The sequence below is a fragment of the Amycolatopsis sp. N2S4-7 genome (assembly GCF_058119595.1).
Genome location: NZ_CP172299.1, coordinates 8,195,521 through 8,212,014 on the forward strand (window position 1 = coordinate 8,195,521; position 16,494 = coordinate 8,212,014).

Sequence of the window (16,494 nt, forward strand, 5' to 3'; positions counted from 1 at the left end):
CGGGCTGTCAGTCGACGACCGCGTTGCCGCCCACGTTCGTGTGCGTCCGGCCGCAGACCGCGAGCCCGTTGGCTGAGCCCGTCGGGCGGAAGCCGCCCTGGAACCAGCCCCAGGTCACGTTGCGCTGGTTGAGCAGGTCACCGACGTTGCGGCCGTTCAGGGCCGCCAGGTTGTCCGTGCTCGTGTGGTTCTTGTCCGAGCAGTCGTCCCACGCCGGGTCGGGGTCGTTGATCACCGTGCCGACGCCGTTCGCGTCCGGCGAGGCCACCACGTACGAGTCGGTGGTCGGCTCGTGCGTCAGCGACGTGACAGCCTGGCCGCCGTGGGTCTGGCCCGAGATCAGGTTCAGCGCGCCGGGGGTCGACGGGCCGAACACCGTGTTGAACGAGTTGTCGCTCATCGCGTAGTGCTGGGCGTAGTTCCACATGCCCGTGACGGTGTTGCCGTCGTAGTAGTCCATCACCAGGCCGGGCTCGCCGAACAGGATCGGCTGGCCGGTGCACTTGTCCGTCTCGGTCTTCTCGACGAACTTGTCCATCTTGCCGCCGTCGAACGCGGCCTGCTCCGCGCCGTAGTTGTGGTTCTGGTCGCAGGTCATCGCCTGCTGGGGCGTGAGCCGCTTCGGGTTGTAGGCGTTGGGGTTGTCGGTCAGCAGCTTGTGGTCGAGGCCGTTGACCTTCGGGGTGTTGTGCGCGGCGGTGAACGGCGTGCCGTCGGTGTTGGCCGCCTTCGGGTAGGTGCCGAAGTAGTGGTCGAACGAGATGTTCTCGCCGAAGATGACCACGACGTGCTTGATCGGCGTCGCCGTCGGGATCCACTGCGCCGGGAACGGGTGCAGCGGCTGGGCGTCCGCGGTGCTCGCCGCGGAGCCGGTGGCGACGGCCAGCACGGCCACCGAGGCGAGCGCCCCGGCCCCGAGCAGGCCGCGTCGTCGCCGACGGGGTCTCTTGTTCACAGTGGTTTCCTTTCGTGGTGGGGAGTGCGCTCAGGCGAGCAGGGAGCGCCCGAAGTGGTCGTCCGGGCCGGTGACGCCCGGCAGCGCGAAGAAGTAGCCGCCGCCGAACGGGGAGATGTAGTCGGTCAGGGGTTCGTCGGCCAGCCGCGTCTGGACCGCCTCGAACTGGCGCTCCAGGTCCTGCTGGTAGCAGACGAACAGCAGGCCCATGTCCAGGTTGCCGTTGCTGTCGATGCCGCGGTCGTAGTTCACCGCGCGGCGCAGGATCCGGCTGGCGTCGGTCTCCGGAGTGCGCGGGTTCGCCTTCCGGATGTGGCTGGTCAGCGGGATGACCGTGCCGATCGGGTTGTCGGCGTAGCGGGGGACGTCGGTCTCCTCGGTGCCGTCGAGCGGGGCGCCGGTGTCGCGGCGGCGGCCGAACATGTTCTCCTGCTCCGCCAGGGAGACGCGGTCCCAGAACTCCACCAGCATCCGGATCAGCCGGACGACCTGGTAGCTGCCGCCCGCGGTCCACGCGGGCTCGCCGGCACCGGTCGTCCACACGAGACTGTCCACTTCGGAGCCGGTCGGGTTGGCGGTGCCGTCCTTGAAACCCATCAGGTTCCGCGGGGTGCCTGCCGGGCGCGGCGGGGAGCTGAAGCCGTTGAGCTTCCAGCGCAGCTGCATGCCGCCGCGGGTCGCGCGGGCGATGTCGCGCAGGGCGTGCAGCACCGTGTCGGTGGCGTTCGCCGAAAGGACCAGGCTCAGGTCGCCGTGGCACTGCGCGGGGTCCAGGGCGTCGTTCGGGAACGTCGTCATCGGCTTCAGCTTGGCGGGCTTGAGCTTCGCCAGGCCGTACCGCTCGTCGAACAGCGACGAGCCGACGCCGAGGATCACGCCCAGATCGCCGCCGGGCACGACGGGCCCGAGCACGCCCGAGTCGGCGGGCGGCGCGGTGATCCCGAGGGCGGCGGGTGCGCCGCCGGCGGTGAGGAACCGCGCCCGGTCGGTGATGGCGCGGAACAGGTCGGTGAGTTCGGCCTTCGAGCCGGCGACGACGTCGAAGGACGCGACGATGGTCTGCGTCGGCGGAAGCCGCAGGACGGCGGCCTGGTTCCGCCCGTGGAACGGCACGGGCGACGTGCTGTCGGTGGCGGCGGAGGACGCGCCGAGCCCGGCGCCGGCGGCCACGGTCAGGCCCGCGCCCAGCGCGGCCCGGCGCAGGAAGGAACGGCGGGGGAGGCCGGTCACGAGACCCTCCTCGGCTCGGCGATCGCGGCGATCGGCGCCAGCAGCTCGGTCAGTTCGCTCACGTCCGCGTTCAGCTTCCGCCGCTGCGGCGGGGTCAGCTGCGCCAGCGGTGCCCAGCTGCCGTCGGGCCGGCGCGCGGCGTCCAGTGTGGACTGTGTGCGCGCGATCCAGGAGTCCACCTTGGACAGGTCCGGGTAGCGCGGCGCCAGCAGCGGGCGGAGGACGTCCAGCACCGCGCGGGTGCCGTCGAGGTTGGCGCGGGCCGTGGCCAGGTTGGTGCCGCTGCCGTAGTCGGTGCGGCCCGTCAGTTCGAACTGCAGCGTGTTCTCCATGATCTCGTGCGCGCGCAGCCCGAGGTCGTTGCCGTCGACCTGGCTGTCGCCGAAGGACGTCTGCAGCGCGTGGGCGTCGGTGTCCAGCCGGTCGGCGACCCCGGCGAGCGCGCCCACGTCTTCGCCGTGCCACAGGCCGAGTTCGAGCCGGTGGAAGCCGGTGAAGCCCGCGTCGGACGAGCCGCCGGGCAGCCCGTCGGCCGTGCCGTTGAGGGCGCCGTCGGAGTCGCCGAACGCGTCGTAGGCGGCGCCCAGCCGTTCGTAGGTGAGGTGCGCGGTCAGCCACGCCGCCTCGCTCGCCGCCCGGTCGCCGCCGTGGACGGCGTTCCTGAGCGCGCCGGTGTTCGCGACCAGCTCGCCGAGCCCGGTCGTGACGTGCTGCTGGTACGCCTTGAGCGGGCCGAGCAGGTTGTCGTGCGTCACCGGCGCGACGCCCGGCCCGGTCCGTTCGGCGCCCCCGCTCACCTGCACGGCCGGCCCGACGATCGCGCCCGCGTCCTCGGGCAGGCAGCGGAACGCGTAGCTGCCGTTGCCCAGGTTGACCTGCAGCGGCCGGGTGGTGCCCGAGCCGAGGCCCTCGACCTCGCCGTAGATCACGCCGGTCGCCGGGTCGATCAGGTCGACCTCGGCGGTCACCGAGCCGGTGTTGTGCAGGCGGAACGTCTGCGGCCCCGGCTTCGGGTCCGCCCAGCCGGTGCCGCACGCCGAGCGCGACACCGCGATCTCGGGGTCCTGGGCGCCGGCGCTGTCCGGCCGGAACACCACGACGGCTCCCGCCACGACGGCGAGGACGGCCACCGCGACGATCCAGCGAGCACGTACTGACCCCGGCACGCACACTCTCCCGTCACTCGATCGGACTATCACCGATCACGGATTATGCGAGCCTAGCGCGCGAAAAACCGCATCGGATGCCGTCGGGAGAAGGGAATTCACCCGGACTTCAGCCGGGCGCTCCCGAAAGGGGGAGGATTCCGACTTTTCCGTGTGCCAGATCTGTCGTGTTCAAGCGGTTCGACCGATTGGTCGGGTCATGGCAGGGGAGCGCCGGTCTCCAGGAGCGTCTTCAGGCTGGACAGCAGCGCGGGCCAGCCCTGGCTGCACATCGCCAGCACCGTGCTGCCGGGGTCGAACCCGTCGTGCAGCACCGTCAGCTTCACCAGTTCACCGTGCGGTTCCAAGGTGAAGGTGACTTTGGTGCGGCTTTCGGCCCGCAGTTTCGCGAGGGTTTCTTCGTCGACGCCGGATCCTTTCGCCCAATCGGCCGTGAAGGTGTGCCAGGTGTAGGAGAGCCGGCGGTACGGTTCCGATTCGAGGACGACCTGTTCGGGGTCGCTCGTTTTCGCGCCGTTTTCGGCCCAGACCATCGGCGATCCCTTTTTCCAGTCCGTTTCGAAGGACACGCCCCAGTACTGCCGGGTGAAGGCCGGATCGGTAAGCGCTTGCCAGAGTTTCCCGGGTGTCGTGTTGATGTAGGTGGTGTAGGCGAATTCGTTCATCGGTGCGGACTCCAGTGCTCGTTTCAGGTCGGCCAGCGCGCCGGCCCGCCGCCGGTCGTAGCGGGTCATCCAGCGCTCGGCGATGGCGTTGATCGGCGCGGCGTCGAGGTAGTGCAGCTTCTCCCGGCCGCGCCAGGTTGTCGTGACCAGCCCGGCGGCCTCGAGCACGGCCAGGTGCTTGCTCACCGACTGGCGGGCCATGGCCAGTCCCGCGCACAGCTCGCGCAGGGTCTGGCCGTTGCGCTCGTTGAGCACGTCCAGCAGCTGACGGCGGCTGGGGTCGGCCAGCGCCTTGAAGACCTCGTCCATCGCGCCTTCCCGCAACATGCAGCCGTTCGGCTGCATGTTCACGATAGGCAGCCGAACGGCTGCATGTCAACCGGGGGTCAGCGGAAGCGGATGACCGTGATGCCGGCGAGGACGAAGAACACGAGGACGACCAGCGTGCCGGTCTGCCCGCCGGACGACCGCGTCACGACCTGGTCTACCGCGCCGGTCAGCCGCACCCCGCACTCGGCGACGACGGTGTGCGGGCCGGCCTCGATGCGGGTGAACTCGACCGGTGCGGTGAACGCGCCGGAGCTGTCGGTGAAGGCGGTGCCGACCTCGGCGCCGTCGGACGTGAGCGTCACCATCCGGCCCGGCCGGCAGCCCTTGCCGGACGCCGACAGCGTCTCGCCGGGCTTGATGTTCGGCCGGTCGAGCACCAGTTCGCCGGGCTTCGGCTCGGTCGTCGACGTCGTGGGCGTGCCCGGCGTGGCCGGTGTGGTGGACGTCGGCGGGGTGGTGGAAGCGGCCGGCGGGGTGGTTGTCGTGGCGGGCGGGGTCGTCGTGGTGCCGGGCCGCGTCGGCCGCGTGGTCACGGGCGGGGGCGGGGTGGTCGTCACCGGCGGCGGCGTGGTGGACGGCGTGCCGGTCACCGTGAACCGGCTGCCCGCGCTGAGCGGCCCGCCGGTCCGGGCGTTGGTGCACGTGCCGGTGACCGGGTACGTGCCGGGCTGGGCGCCGGCCGGCACCTTGGCCGCGACCGTGCCGCTGGTGTTCTGGAGGGTCGTTTCGGCCGACCACATCGGGGTGCCGTTCCAGGAAAAGGTGACCGGTCCTTTGCAGGGGTAGAAATTCCAGGAAATGGTGAACGGACTCCCGGCCGCCCCGCTCGACGGTTTCAAACCAACCGACGATGTGTATTGTGCGTTGGCGTTGCCCGCGAAGGCGAGCAGAAGCAACGTTCCGGCCGCGGCGCCGAAAAACAGCCGAACCACGAATCGCATTGGGACGTCCTCCCCGGTGTGTGCTCGCTGTAGCATTCCGGACCAGTCGGATAACGCAAGTAGGGGATGCCCAATGGGACGTGTCATCGCGGCGGGGGTTGCGTTGGGTTTGTGCGCGGTGCTGTTCGGCGCCCCGCCGGCCTCGGCGGAGTCTGCTTCACTCGGCGTGCAGGCGTCGATCGGCGGCACGCCGATCGCGGACGCCACGGTCCCGGTCGACCCGGCCCAGCAGATCGAGCTGCGGGTCGTGGCCACCAACACCGGTGCCGCGCCGGTGAAGGTCCGCAGCGTGCGGCTGTCCGGCGTCGCCCTCGCGCTGACGTTCTTCGCCTACGACACGACGGCGCCGTTCGAGGTGCCGGCCCGGGGCACGGTCACCCGGACGTTCGTGCTCGACCTCGGCGACCTGGCCGGCCAGGCCACCGGGCTGCTGCCGTCGTCGGTCGAGCTGCTCGACGCCCAGCGCGCCACGCTCGGCGAGGCGGCGACCGTCGCCGACGTCCGCGGCTCCTTCTGGTCGGTCTACGGCGTCTTCGGCCTGGCGATGCTCGTGCTCACGGTGCTCGCCTGGCTCACGGCGCTGCTCGCGCTGGCCCGGCACCGGCTGGCGCCCAACCGCTGGCGCCGCGGCCTGCGGTTCCTGCCCGCCGGGTTCGGCACCGGCCTGGTCGCGGTGATCAGCCTGTCGGTGCTGCGGCTGGTGCCGCCGGAGCCGGCGATCGAGATCCCGGTGGTGCTCGGCGCCGCGGCGATCGCGTTCCTGCTCGGCTACCTGACCCCGCACCCGGCGCCGCCGGCCGCCGCGCCCGCCGAAGACGGCTCCACCGTCCGGCTGCCGGTCCCGTCGACGCAGGAATTCACCCGATGAGCGCACCGGCCGAGCTGGTCGCCGCCCTGCCGCAGTACGACATCGGGGCCGAGATCGGCGAAGGCGGCATGGGCGTCGTGTTCGCCGGGACGCACCGGACGCTGGGCCGCAGCGTCGCGATCAAGCAGCTGCCCTGGGACGTGCTCGACCACACCGCGAGCAGCGAGCTGTTCGACCGCGAGGCGCGGGTGCTCGCCAGCCTGGACCACCCGCACATCGTGCCGGTGTACGACTACGTCCGCACCGGCCGCGAGCACCTGCTGGTGATGGAACGGCTCGACGGCGGCACCGTGCACAGCCGGTTCCACGGCGGCGGCGTCACCGGCGAGCAGGCGTGCGCGATCGGCCTGGCGATGCTCGCCGGGCTGCACGCGGCGCACCGGGCCGGTGTGCTCCACCTCGACGTCAAGCCGCGGAACCTGCTGTTCAGCACGCAGGGCGTGATGAAGGTGGCCGACTTCGGCATCGCGCGGGTGATCAGCGAGGGCGCCACGCTCGTCACGCACGGCGGCGAGATCCTCGGCACCCCGGCCTACATCGCGCCGGAGCAGGCGATGGGCAACGCGCTCAGCCCGGCGGCCGACGTCTACGCGGCCGGCACGGTGCTCTACGAGCTGCTGTCCGGGCAGCTGCCGTTCGACAACACCCGCGGCGCGATCAGCATGATGCGCCAGCACATGTTCACCGATCCGAAGCCGATCTCGGGCGTGCCGATGCCGATCGCCGGGGTGATCATGCGCAGCCTCGCGCGCGAGCTCGGCTCGCGCTACCGCGAGGCCGAGTCCTTCGCGGCCGACCTGGCCGGGGCCGCCACCGCCGTCTACGGCTCCGGCTGGCTCGAGCGCTCCGGCGTGCCGGTGCTGCACCTGACGCCCCGGGTGATCGCCGGGCTCAACTCGGCGACCGCGCCGTCACCGCCGGTCGACGCGCGGACGCGCCCGGTCCCGCGCCCGTCGGGGCCCGACCCCACGCTGGCCGCGACGAGTGGCTCGCTGGAGCCGGCTTCCGAACCTGCCGGTGCTTCCCGGGCCGCCGTGCTGTGGTTGCGGCTGGCCGCGGCGGCCGCCGCGGTCGTGCTGGTCGTGCTCGCCCTGCTGACCCCGGAGCGGTTGCCGCACGAGCCGTCACCGACGCTGGACCTCGGCGGGAAGCCCGTGTCGGCGCCGGTCGAGGTGGACCTCAGCAAACCGCTCACGCTGAGCGGCCCCGGCAACCCCGGCCGGGTCGCGATCGACCTGTCGGCGGCCGGGATCCCGCTCGGCTCGGCGGCGACCGAAGCGAAGGCCGACGGAAACGGCTTCACCGCACAGCTCACCCTCCCGGGGATCGCCCGGTGGATCGTCGGCGGCGCGGTCACGGCGACCGTGCGGACCGGGCCGGCCACGCAGACGTTCACGCTGCTCACCAGCCAGCACCCGCTGGCGAGCGCCATGGGGGCGGGGAGCCTCATCCTCGCGTTGTTCGCCCTCGCCTACCTCGAATCCGGGCTGCGGACGATCCGCAACGGCCACCGGTGGCGGGGCTCGGCGGTCGGCGGGCCGGTGCTGGGCGTGTTGTTCGGTGCCGCGGTGTGGCTGTGCGTTTCCGTGCTGCGCGTGCACGAGCCGTCGCCGGGGTTCGGCGCCGGGTGCGCGGTGGCGGGCGCGGTCGCGGCCGGGCTGGTCGTCGCGGCGGCGCGCCGCCGGGCGTCCACAGCGGTCAGTCGACCATCCGGACGGTGACGTGCGGGCTGTAGCTCTTGCGCCGGCTCCACCCGTGTTCGGCGCACAGGCTCAGCTGGATGGCGCGGTCGGCGGGCGCCCAGTACCCGGTGCGGACGAAGTAGCCCTCCATCGTGTTCAGCGCGCCGAGGCTCTTGCGGGCCGAGCACATTTCCCAGCCCCACTGGCGCCCGCTCTTCTCGACGCCGTTGCGCCGCACGGAGATCCGGGGGTTGCCGACCGCGCGGATGTCGGCGTCACCCTCGGTGACGTAGACGACGCCGTCGATCTTGTAGAACCGGTTGTTGTCGAGCAGGGCCACCTGCCCGGAGAGGCTGATCCCGACGCGGCCGCCTTCGTCGCCCGCGAGCGTCCAATCGAGACAGAATTCCTGGACCGGGAGTTCCAGCGACTGGGTCATGTCGGTTTCCCCTGTTCTCGTGCGTCCCTTCCCCGAAGATAGGGATTTTCCGGACGCCGGGAAGGGGTGCGCACGATCTTCACCCGAAGCGGTTCCGGCCCGGGGCCGGGACGTCGAATGCCCTGCCACGCATGGGTTTTCAGGCGACCGGGTGACGCCGGACACGCGTCGTGAGAACCGGTTCCCCTGCCGGGTGGCTTTCCCCGCACGGGTGGCCGCTTCGGTTCTTCGTCCGGCCCCGGCGGTCACCGCACGGAGCGTGACGGTGTCCGTGAAAGTAAAGGAACCATTACCTTCGGCGGGACGTTGGCAGGGCATGAGCGAGCAGACTGTCATCGAGCTCGGCCCGCGCGACCTGCTCGTGGTGGCGGGGCTGCCGGGGGCGGGCAAGACGACCATGCTCCGCCACGCCGCGACGGGCCTCCCGGTGCTGGACTCCGACCAGGTCCGCGAGCGGCTGAGCGCGGCGGTGCCCGCGGTGCCGTACGGGTGTTACCGCCCGGTGGTCCACGCCTGGCACCGGCTCCGGATCGTGCGAAGGGCGTTGGCGGTCGACGGTCCGCTGGTGGTGCACGAGCCGTCGACCCGCGCTTCGACCCGGGCGCTGCTGGCGTTGGTGGGCGCGCTGACGAGCCGCCCGGTCCGCCTGTTGTTCCTGGACGTGACGGCCGAGCAGGCCCTGGAGGGCCAGCGAGAGCGCGGCCGCCTGGTGCGGCCGCGCTCGTTCGCCCGCCACGTCCGGCGGGCGGGGAGGTGGCGGGAGGAGCTGCTGGCGGAGCAGGTCCCGCCGGGGTGGCGGAGTGTCCAGGTGATCGACCGGGCACGAGCGGGCCGGACCCGGCTGGTCACAAAGCTGCTGACAGGCTGCTGACGGCGGCGGTTGCCTGGCCGCCGGTGGGTGTGGGCCGGCGGGTGTGATTGCCGGGCGGCACGTGGCTGACGGGCGCGGGGGTCGGGGGCGCCAGGTTGCTGGCGGGCGGGAGTGGTTGCCGGGTCGCCGGGTTGTGGGCGGGCGCGTGTGGTTGCCGGGTCGCCAAGTCGCTGCCGGGCGGGTGTGGTTGCCGGGTCGCCAGGTTGTTGCCGGGCGGGTGAAGTCGCCGGGTTGCTGGCGGCCCGGGTGCGGTTGCTCGCCGCCAAACCGCCGGCGGGGCGCTCATGCCCGGCCGGTCGTGTGGCCCGTGAGGCATCCGAACCGGCGTCGGGCGCGTTGAACCGGCACCGCGGGCGAAGCTTTGGTCTGGACATTTTACATATTGGTCTAGACAATAAAATCCTCCCCTGACTGGAGGACCCGATGAGGCGTTCCAGACCGTCCGCAATCCTCGCCGCCGTCCTGCTGGCGCTCTCCGGTCTTCTGGCCGGTACCCCAGCCGAAGCGGCCAATCTCCTCGTCAACCCCGGCTTCGAAGCCGGGTCGCTCTCCGGCTGGTCCTGTGCCAACGCGACCGCCGTCAGCACCCCCGTGCACGGCGGTGGCTACGCCCTCGCCGGCACTCCCGTCGGCGCCGACTACGCCCAGTGCGCCCAGACCGTCTCCGTTCAGCCCAACACCACCTACACCGTCTCCGCCTGGGTGCGCGGCAATCCCGTCTACCTCGGCATCACCGGCGGCCCCTCGACGTGGTCCGGCAACGGAAGCGCCTACAACCAGCTGCAGCTCACCTTCACCACCGGCAACCAGACCTCCGCCCAGCTCTACCTCCACGGCTGGTACGGCGCGGGCACCTACTACGCCGACGACGTCGTCCTCGACGGTCCCGGTGGCACCACCCCCGGCACGCCCGGCGCTCCGGCGACCCCGCAGGTCACCGCCGTCACGAGCTCCTCCATCGCCCTGAGCTGGGGCGCGAGCGCCGGCACCGTCACCGGGTACCGCGTCTACGAAGGCAACACCGCCGTCGCGACCGTCAGCGGGACGGCCGCCACCATCACCGGCCTGAAGGCCTGCGAAACCCACAGCTACTCGGTGGCCGCCTACAACAGCGCCGGCGAGTCGGCGAAAACCGCGGCCACCAGCGCGACCACCACCGGCTGCGTCGACACCGGCCTGCCCAAGCACGCCCTCGTCGGCTACCTGCACGCCAGCTTCGCCAACGGCTCCGGCTACGTCCGGATGGCCGACGTCCCGGCGGCCTGGGACATCATCGACCTGGCCTTCGGCGAGCCGACGTCGGTCACCTCCGGCGACATCCGGTTCAACCGGTGCCCCGCGAGCGAATGCCCGAACGTCGAGAGCGACGCCGACTTCACGGCCGCCATCAAGGCCAAGCAGGCGCAGGGCAAGAAGGTGCTGATCTCGATCGGCGGCCAGAACGGCCAGGTCCAGCTGACCACCACCGCGGCCCGCGACAAGTTCGTCAGCTCCGTCTCGGCGATCATCGACAAGTACGGCCTCAACGGGCTCGACGTCGACTTCGAGGGCCACTCCCTCTCCCTCAACGCCGGCGACACCGACTTCCGCAACCCGACCACGCCGGTGATCGTCAACCTGATCTCCGCGCTGAAGACGCTCAAGGCCAAGTACGGCTCCGGCTTCGTGCTGACGATGGCGCCGGAGACGTTCTTCGTGCAGGTCGGCTACCAGTTCTACGGCGGCGCGGGCGGTGGCGACGCGCGCACCGGCGCCTACCTGCCGGTGATCCACGCGCTGCGGGACTCGCTGACCGTGCTGCACGTCCAGGACTACAACTCCGGCCCGGTCATGGGGCTCGACAACCAGTACCACAACATGGGCGGCGCCGAGTTCCACATCGCGATGACCGACATGCTCAAAGCCGGCTTCAGCGTGGCGAACACCGGCCAGTTCTTCCCCGGCCTGCGCCCCGACCAGATCGCCATCGGCCTGCCCGCCGCGGTCAGCGCCGGCAACGGCTACACCTCGCCCGCCGACGTCCAGACGGCGGTGAACTGCCTGGTCAAGGGCAGTGGCTGCGGCTCGTACACGCTGCGCGGCGGCACCTCGCCCGGTCTCCGGGGCCTGATGACGTGGTCGATCAACTGGGACAAGTACTACCACTGGGAGTTCCAGAACAGCCACGAGCCGTTCCTGAACTCGCTGCCGTGACGTCGGGAGTGTGCCCCGCCGCGAACGGTGGGGCACACTGCTCGACGTGGTGAAACCCGAGCACGGCGAGTCCGTGCTCTCGCGCGTCGTCCGCATCTTCGAGACGTTCGGGCCGGACACGCCGGCGCTGCGCGTCACGGACATCGCGCGGCGGGCGGACCTGCACGTCGCGACCGCGTCCCGGCTGGTCGACGAGCTCATCGGGCACGGCTGGCTGCGCCGCGACCCCGACCGGCGGATCCGGGTGGGCGTCCGGCTCTGGGAGCTGGCGTCCCGTGCTTCGCCGACGCTCGGGCTGCGCGAAGCGGCGATGCCGTTCATGGAGGACCTGCACGCCGTCGTCGGGCACCACACCCAGCTCGCGGTGCTGGAGGACCGCGAGGTGCTGTTCGTCGAGCGGCTCTCGGCGCCCGGCGCGGTCGTCAACGTGACGCGCGTGGCCGGCCGGCTGCCGCTGCACGCGTCGTCGTCCGGGCTCGTGCTGCTCGCTCACGCTCCCGCGGACCTGCAGGAACAGGTGCTGGCCGGCCCGCTGGGCGCCTTCCGCCGCACCAAGCTGACCGATCCGGCGAGGCTGCGGCGGTCCCTCGCCGACGTCCGGCGCACCGGCTACGCGTTCTGCGCGGGCTTCATCGACGAGGAGACCACCGGGATCGCCGTTCCGCTGCGGGGGCCGGGCGGTGACGTCGTCGCGGCGCTGTCGGTGATCGTGCCCAACGACCGGAACGCGCGGATGCAGATCCCGGCGTTGCAGGCCGCGGCGCGGGGCATCTCGCGGGCGATGGGGAATCTCTCTCACTGAATGAGAAAGCCGTAGTGGGCGGGGCGGCGGCCGTTCCATGCTCGGGTTCTCCGCGTGAAAGGACGTCCCCGTGCGCACCCAGGTCGTCATCGTCGGCGCCGGCCCGGCCGGGCTGCTGCTGTCCCACCTGCTCGGTCTCGAAGGCATCGACTCGGTGCTGCTCGAACGGCAGACCGCGGAGTACGTCCAGGCCCGCATCCGCGCGGGCATCCTCGAGGCGGGCACGGTCGAGCTGCTGCGCCAGGTGGGGGTCGGCGGCCGGCTCGACGTCGAGGGCATGGAGCACCGCGGGATCCACCTGCAGTGGCCGGAAAACCGGCACCACGTGGACTTCGCCGACCTCATCGGCCGGTCAGTGACGGTCTACGGGCAGACCGAGGTCACCAAGGACCTGATGGCGGCGCGGGAAAAGGCCGGCCGCCCGGCGTACTACTCGGCGTCCGACGTCGCGCTGCACGACGTGACCGACCGGCCGTACGTGACCTTTGTGGACGCCGACGGTGCCGCGCGGCGGGTCGACGCCGACGTCGTCGTCGGCTGCGACGGCTTCCACGGGCCGAGCCGGTCGTCGATCCCCGCGCCGCAGGTCTGGGAGCGGACGTACCCCTTCGCGTGGCTGGGGGTGCTGGCCGACGTCGCGCCGTCGACGGACGAGCTGATCTACGCCTGGCACCCCGACGGCTTCGCGATGCACAGCATGCGGTCGCCGCGGGTGAGCCGGTTCTACCTGCAGGTGGCGCCGGACGAGGACATCGCGCAGTGGAGCGACGACCGGATCTGGACCGCGCTGTCCGCGCGGCTCGGGGTTTCCGGGTGGACGTTGCGGACCGGGACGATCACCGAGAAGAGCGTCCTGCCGATGCGGAGCTTCGTCACGACACCGATGCGGCACGGGAACCTCTACCTGGCCGGGGATGCCGCGCACATCGTGCCGCCGACCGGGGCCAAGGGGCTGAACCTGGCGGTCGCCGACGTCGCGCTGCTGGCGACCGCGTTGACGGCGTCGTTCCGCGGGGACGACGAGCTGGTGGACGCGTACTCGGAGACGGCGTTGCGGCGGGTCTGGCGGTGCACCCACTTCTCGTGGTGGATGACGTCGATGCTGCACCGCCACGGCGACGACTTCGACGCCCAGCTCCAGCTCTCCCAGCTCCGCCGCACGGTGACCTCGACGGCGGCGAAGACCGAACTGGCCGAAAACTACGCAGGCCTGCCCCTGTAGCCCGTGCCGAACCGGGCATCACGTGTAATCAGCCGGGCATCACCTGTGTTTGGAGGGGCATCACGCGTGATTGCGGGGGCATCACGCTGATGCCCGCTCAAACACACGTGATGCCCGCCCAGACACGCGTGATGCCTCTCGGCGCACGGCCTGTCCGGTTCTGACCCTTGACGTCCGTGGCTCCCGGGTCGCACCATACCCCCGTAGTAATTCGAATTATCAACCGGTGGGATGGCTTCATGAGGGAACTGGACACGGAGATTCTGGTGGTCGGCGGGGGTCTCGGCGGGGTCGCCGCCGCGCTGGCCGCGGCCTCCCACGGCCGGCGGGTCGTGCTCACCGAGGAGACCGGCTGGCTCGGCGGGCAGCTCACCGCGCAGGCCGTGCCGCCGGACGAGAATCCCTGGATCGAGAAGTTCGGGTCCACCCGCACCTACCGGGAGCTGCGCGCGGGCATCCGCGACCACTACCGCCGCCACTACCCGTTGCGCGCCGAAGCCGCGAAGCGCGCCGAACTCAACCCGGGGGCGGGAAAGGTCAGCAAGCTCTGCCACGAACCGCGCGTGGCCCTGGCCGTCATCGAGGCCCTGCTCGCGCCGCACGTCAGCGCCGGGCGGATCCACGTCCTCCGCCACCACCGCCCGGTCGGGGCGCACACCACCGGGGACCGCGTCGACGCCGTGGTCCTCGAAGGCGAAGAACGCATCATCGTCAAGGCCCGGTACGTCCTCGACGCCACCGAGAACGGCGACCTCCTGCCGCTCACCGGGACCGAGCACGTCACCGGCGCCGAAGCCCGCAGCGACCACGACGAACCGCACGCCCCCGACGAGGCCGACCCGGCCAACCTCCAAGGTATTACGTATTGCTTCGCGGTTTCCCACCACGAAGGCGAGAACCACGTCATCGACCGGCCGGAGATGTACGCCTTCTGGCGCGACTACCAGCCGGACTTCTGGCCGGGCCCGCTGCTCGGCTTCGTCGCCCCCGACCCGCGGACGCTGGATCCGGTGAAACGCACCTTCGTGCCGAACCCGCCCGGCGACCCCCTGGCCGTCAGTGCCGACCAGAGCGCCGACGCCGGCGACAAGGAACTGTGGACCTTCCGCCGCATCCTCGCCCGCCACCTGCACACCGACGGCGCCTTCGACTCCGACGTCACCCTCGTCAACTGGCCGCTCAACGACTACTGGCTCAAACCCGCACTGACCATTCCCGGCCACACCACCGAGGCGGACGTCGCCACGGCCCACCACGAGGCCAAGCAGCTCAGCCTGTCCGTCCTCTACTGGCTGCAGACCGAAGCCCCGCGCGCGGACGGCGGCACCGGCTTCCCCGGCCTCAGGCTCCGCCCGGACGTCACCGACACAAAGGACGGCCTCGCGAAGTCCGCGTACGTCCGCGAAGCGCGGCGCATCAAAGCGGTCACGACCGTCACCGAACACGACGTCTCGGCCGAGATCCTCGGCGTCGACGGCCGGGTCCGCCGCGAGGACGCCGTCGGCGTCGGGAGCTACCGGATCGACCTGCACCCGTCGACGGCGGGCGACAACTACATCGACGTCGCCAGCGTGCCGTACGAGATCCCGCTGGGGACGCTGCTGCCGGTCCGCACCGGGAACCTCCTGCCCGCGGGCAAGAACATCGGCACCACGCACATCACGAACGGCTGCTTCCGGCTGCACCCGGTGGAGTGGAACATCGGCGAAGTCGCCGGGCTGCTCGCCGCGTTCGCCGTGCGCGAGGGCGTCGAGCCGCGGGCCGTGCGGGAAGACCCGCGGCACTTCGAGGACTTCGCGCGCGTGCTGGACGCCGCCGGGGTGGAACGCCGGTGGCCGGAAGTGCGGGGTTACTGATGCGGCCCAAAGCAGGCCGCCCCCGGGCGGTCCGCAACCGTTATCGCGAAAGCCGTTCGGCCGTGACTGTGGCCGGATCAGCGACGATCGGCGCAGTGCCGACCGTGCCGCCGGTAGAGTCCAGGCGAACCGCACGGGAGGGAGTCACGGATGACGGCGGGTTCGGGCCGGGTCACGCAGGCCCAGGTGGCACGCCTGGCCGGCGTCTCGCAGGCCGTCGTGTCCATGGTCCTGAACGGCTCCGACAGCCTCCGCATCACCCCCGAGACCCGCGAACGCGTGCAGCAGGTGCTTCGCGAAACCGGGTACACCGTGGACATCATGGGCCGCCGGCTGCGCGGCAAGTCCAACCAGATCCTCGGCGTGTTCACCTACGAGTCGGTGTTCCCCTCCGGCGTGGCCGACTTCTACCGGCCGTTCCTGCTCGGCATCGAGGAGGAGGCCGAGGCGCAGGGCTTCGACCTCCTGCTGTTCACCAGCGGCGGCCGCCGCGACGGGCGCCGCCGCATCTACGACCACGGCACGAACCGGCTCCGCATCGCCGACGGCTCGATCCTGCTCGGCCGGCACAACGACCCGCAGGAGCTCGCGCAGCTCGTCGAGGAGCAGTTCCCGTTCGTGTTCGTCGGCCGCCGCGAGTCGCCGACCGGGCCGATCAGCTACGTCGGCGCCGACTACGTCGCGGCCACCCGTGAGGTCCACGAGCGGCTGTGGCACCTCGGGCACCGCCGGATCGGGCTCCTCAGCGTGACCGAGGAGAACGAGCCGACCCTCGACCGCCGCGCCGGGTACGAGGCGGCGGCGCGCAAGCACCGCCGGACGCCGCTGGTCTTCCTCGAGGAGGATCCGGCGCTCGCCCTGCGGCAGGTGCGCGACGAGGGCGTCACGGCGTTGCTCGTCGAAAGCTCGGCGATGGCCGACGGCATCCTGGCGTGCGCGCGGGACGTCGGTCTCGGGGTGCCCGAGGACCTTTCGATCGTCGTGCTGGGCGACGCCGACCCGTCGCAGCAGCCGCACGTCCACGCGGTGCCGAGCACGGCAACGGACTGGTCGATGTTCCGCATCCCGCGCCACGAAATGGGCGTGCACGCGGTGCGCGTCCTCATCGGACTGCTCGCGAACCCGAAACCCCGGCAGCTGCTGCTGCCGTGCAAGATCCACGAGGGCGCCACCACGGCGGGACCCTCCACAAAGTACTCCCGCTGACCGGCGAACCGCCGGTTGACAGCCTGCCGACCGGCGCTTACGGTCGCTGCTAATTCGAATAACCAGGA

General features: G+C 71.5%; 15 protein-coding genes. 9 read left to right on the plus strand and 6 right to left on the minus strand.

Annotation, left to right across the window (positions count from 1 at the left end; translation table 11 throughout):
- Positions 1 to 7 precede the first annotated feature (7 nt).
- The 5 genes from ACH54P_RS39035 to ACH54P_RS39055 form a co-directional block, all read right to left on the minus strand.
- Entirely contained in the window at positions 8 to 955 is a 948-nt protein-coding gene (locus tag ACH54P_RS39035; RefSeq protein ID WP_489908297.1) for an alkaline phosphatase family protein, read from the minus strand.
- A 30-nt stretch (positions 956 to 985) separates the two neighbouring features.
- Positions 986 to 2,185 carry a Dyp-type peroxidase gene (locus tag ACH54P_RS39040; RefSeq protein ID WP_489908298.1) on the minus strand — a complete coding sequence of 400 codons (1,200 nt, stop codon included), beginning with the start codon at positions 2,183 to 2,185 and terminating at the stop codon, positions 986 to 988.
- Entirely contained in the window at positions 2,182 to 3,351 is a 1,170-nt protein-coding gene (locus ACH54P_RS39045) for an EfeM/EfeO family lipoprotein (RefSeq protein ID WP_489908299.1), read from the minus strand. Before ACH54P_RS39045 ends, ACH54P_RS39040 begins: the two co-directional genes overlap by 4 nt.
- A 197-nt stretch (positions 3,352 to 3,548) precedes the next feature.
- The gene (locus tag ACH54P_RS39050) at positions 3,549 to 4,325 is read right to left on the minus strand and encodes an ArsR/SmtB family transcription factor (RefSeq protein ID WP_489916895.1); all 777 of its coding nucleotides are present in this window, start codon (positions 4,323 to 4,325) and stop codon (positions 3,549 to 3,551) included.
- 77 nt (positions 4,326 to 4,402) lie between these two features.
- Positions 4,403 to 4,723 (minus strand): hypothetical protein, encoded by a 321-nt coding sequence (locus tag ACH54P_RS39055; RefSeq protein ID WP_489908300.1) that lies wholly within the window; start codon positions 4,721 to 4,723, stop codon positions 4,403 to 4,405.
- Here ACH54P_RS39055 and ACH54P_RS39060 point away from each other — a divergent pair.
- The 3 genes from ACH54P_RS39060 to ACH54P_RS39070 all read left to right on the plus strand — a co-directional run bounded on the left by ACH54P_RS39060 (position 4,704) and on the right by ACH54P_RS39070 (position 7,876).
- The gene (locus ACH54P_RS39060; protein WP_489908301.1) at positions 4,704 to 5,132 is read left to right on the plus strand and encodes a hypothetical protein; all 429 of its coding nucleotides are present in this window, start codon (positions 4,704 to 4,706) and stop codon (positions 5,130 to 5,132) included. The genes ACH54P_RS39055 and ACH54P_RS39060 overlap by 20 nt on opposite strands.
- A gap of 228 nt (positions 5,133 to 5,360) precedes the next feature.
- The gene (locus ACH54P_RS39065) at positions 5,361 to 6,155 is read left to right on the plus strand and encodes a hypothetical protein (protein ID WP_489908302.1); all 795 of its coding nucleotides are present in this window, start codon (positions 5,361 to 5,363) and stop codon (positions 6,153 to 6,155) included.
- The gene (locus ACH54P_RS39070; RefSeq protein WP_489908303.1) at positions 6,152 to 7,876 is read left to right on the plus strand and encodes a serine/threonine-protein kinase; all 1,725 of its coding nucleotides are present in this window, start codon (positions 6,152 to 6,154) and stop codon (positions 7,874 to 7,876) included. The genes ACH54P_RS39065 and ACH54P_RS39070 overlap by 4 nt, the downstream gene beginning before the upstream one ends.
- Here ACH54P_RS39070 and ACH54P_RS39075 read toward each other — a convergent pair.
- Positions 7,854 to 8,276 (minus strand): hypothetical protein, encoded by a 423-nt coding sequence (locus tag ACH54P_RS39075; protein ID WP_489908304.1) that lies wholly within the window; start codon positions 8,274 to 8,276, stop codon positions 7,854 to 7,856. The two genes, ACH54P_RS39070 and ACH54P_RS39075, sit on opposite strands and share 23 nt — an antisense overlap.
- Before the next feature lie 316 nt (positions 8,277 to 8,592).
- On the opposite strand from ACH54P_RS39075, the gene ACH54P_RS39080 reads away from it, so the two are divergent.
- From ACH54P_RS39080 to ACH54P_RS39105, 6 genes are all read left to right on the plus strand, one after another.
- Positions 8,593 to 9,147, plus strand: coding sequence for an AAA family ATPase (locus tag ACH54P_RS39080; RefSeq protein ID WP_489908305.1), 555 nt, complete (start codon positions 8,593 to 8,595; stop codon positions 9,145 to 9,147).
- A gap of 423 nt (positions 9,148 to 9,570) precedes the next feature.
- Positions 9,571 to 11,340: a chitinase gene (locus ACH54P_RS39085; RefSeq protein ID WP_489908306.1), complete on the plus strand. Its 1,770-nt coding sequence runs from the start codon at positions 9,571 to 9,573 to the stop codon at positions 11,338 to 11,340.
- Between the two features lie 49 nt (positions 11,341 to 11,389).
- Entirely contained in the window at positions 11,390 to 12,142 is a 753-nt protein-coding gene (locus ACH54P_RS39090; protein WP_489916897.1) for an IclR family transcriptional regulator, read from the plus strand.
- A 70-nt stretch (positions 12,143 to 12,212) separates the two neighbouring features.
- The gene (locus ACH54P_RS39095; protein WP_489908307.1) at positions 12,213 to 13,364 is read left to right on the plus strand and encodes a 4-hydroxybenzoate 3-monooxygenase; all 1,152 of its coding nucleotides are present in this window, start codon (positions 12,213 to 12,215) and stop codon (positions 13,362 to 13,364) included.
- A 239-nt stretch (positions 13,365 to 13,603) separates the two neighbouring features.
- Positions 13,604 to 15,220: an FAD-dependent oxidoreductase gene (locus ACH54P_RS39100; RefSeq protein WP_489908308.1), complete on the plus strand. Its 1,617-nt coding sequence runs from the start codon at positions 13,604 to 13,606 to the stop codon at positions 15,218 to 15,220.
- Positions 15,221 to 15,370: 150 nt separating this feature from the next.
- Complete coding sequence (locus tag ACH54P_RS39105) at positions 15,371 to 16,426, plus strand: LacI family DNA-binding transcriptional regulator (RefSeq protein WP_489908309.1); 1,056 nt, start codon at positions 15,371 to 15,373, stop codon at positions 16,424 to 16,426.
- Positions 16,427 to 16,494: the final 68 nt, after the last annotated feature.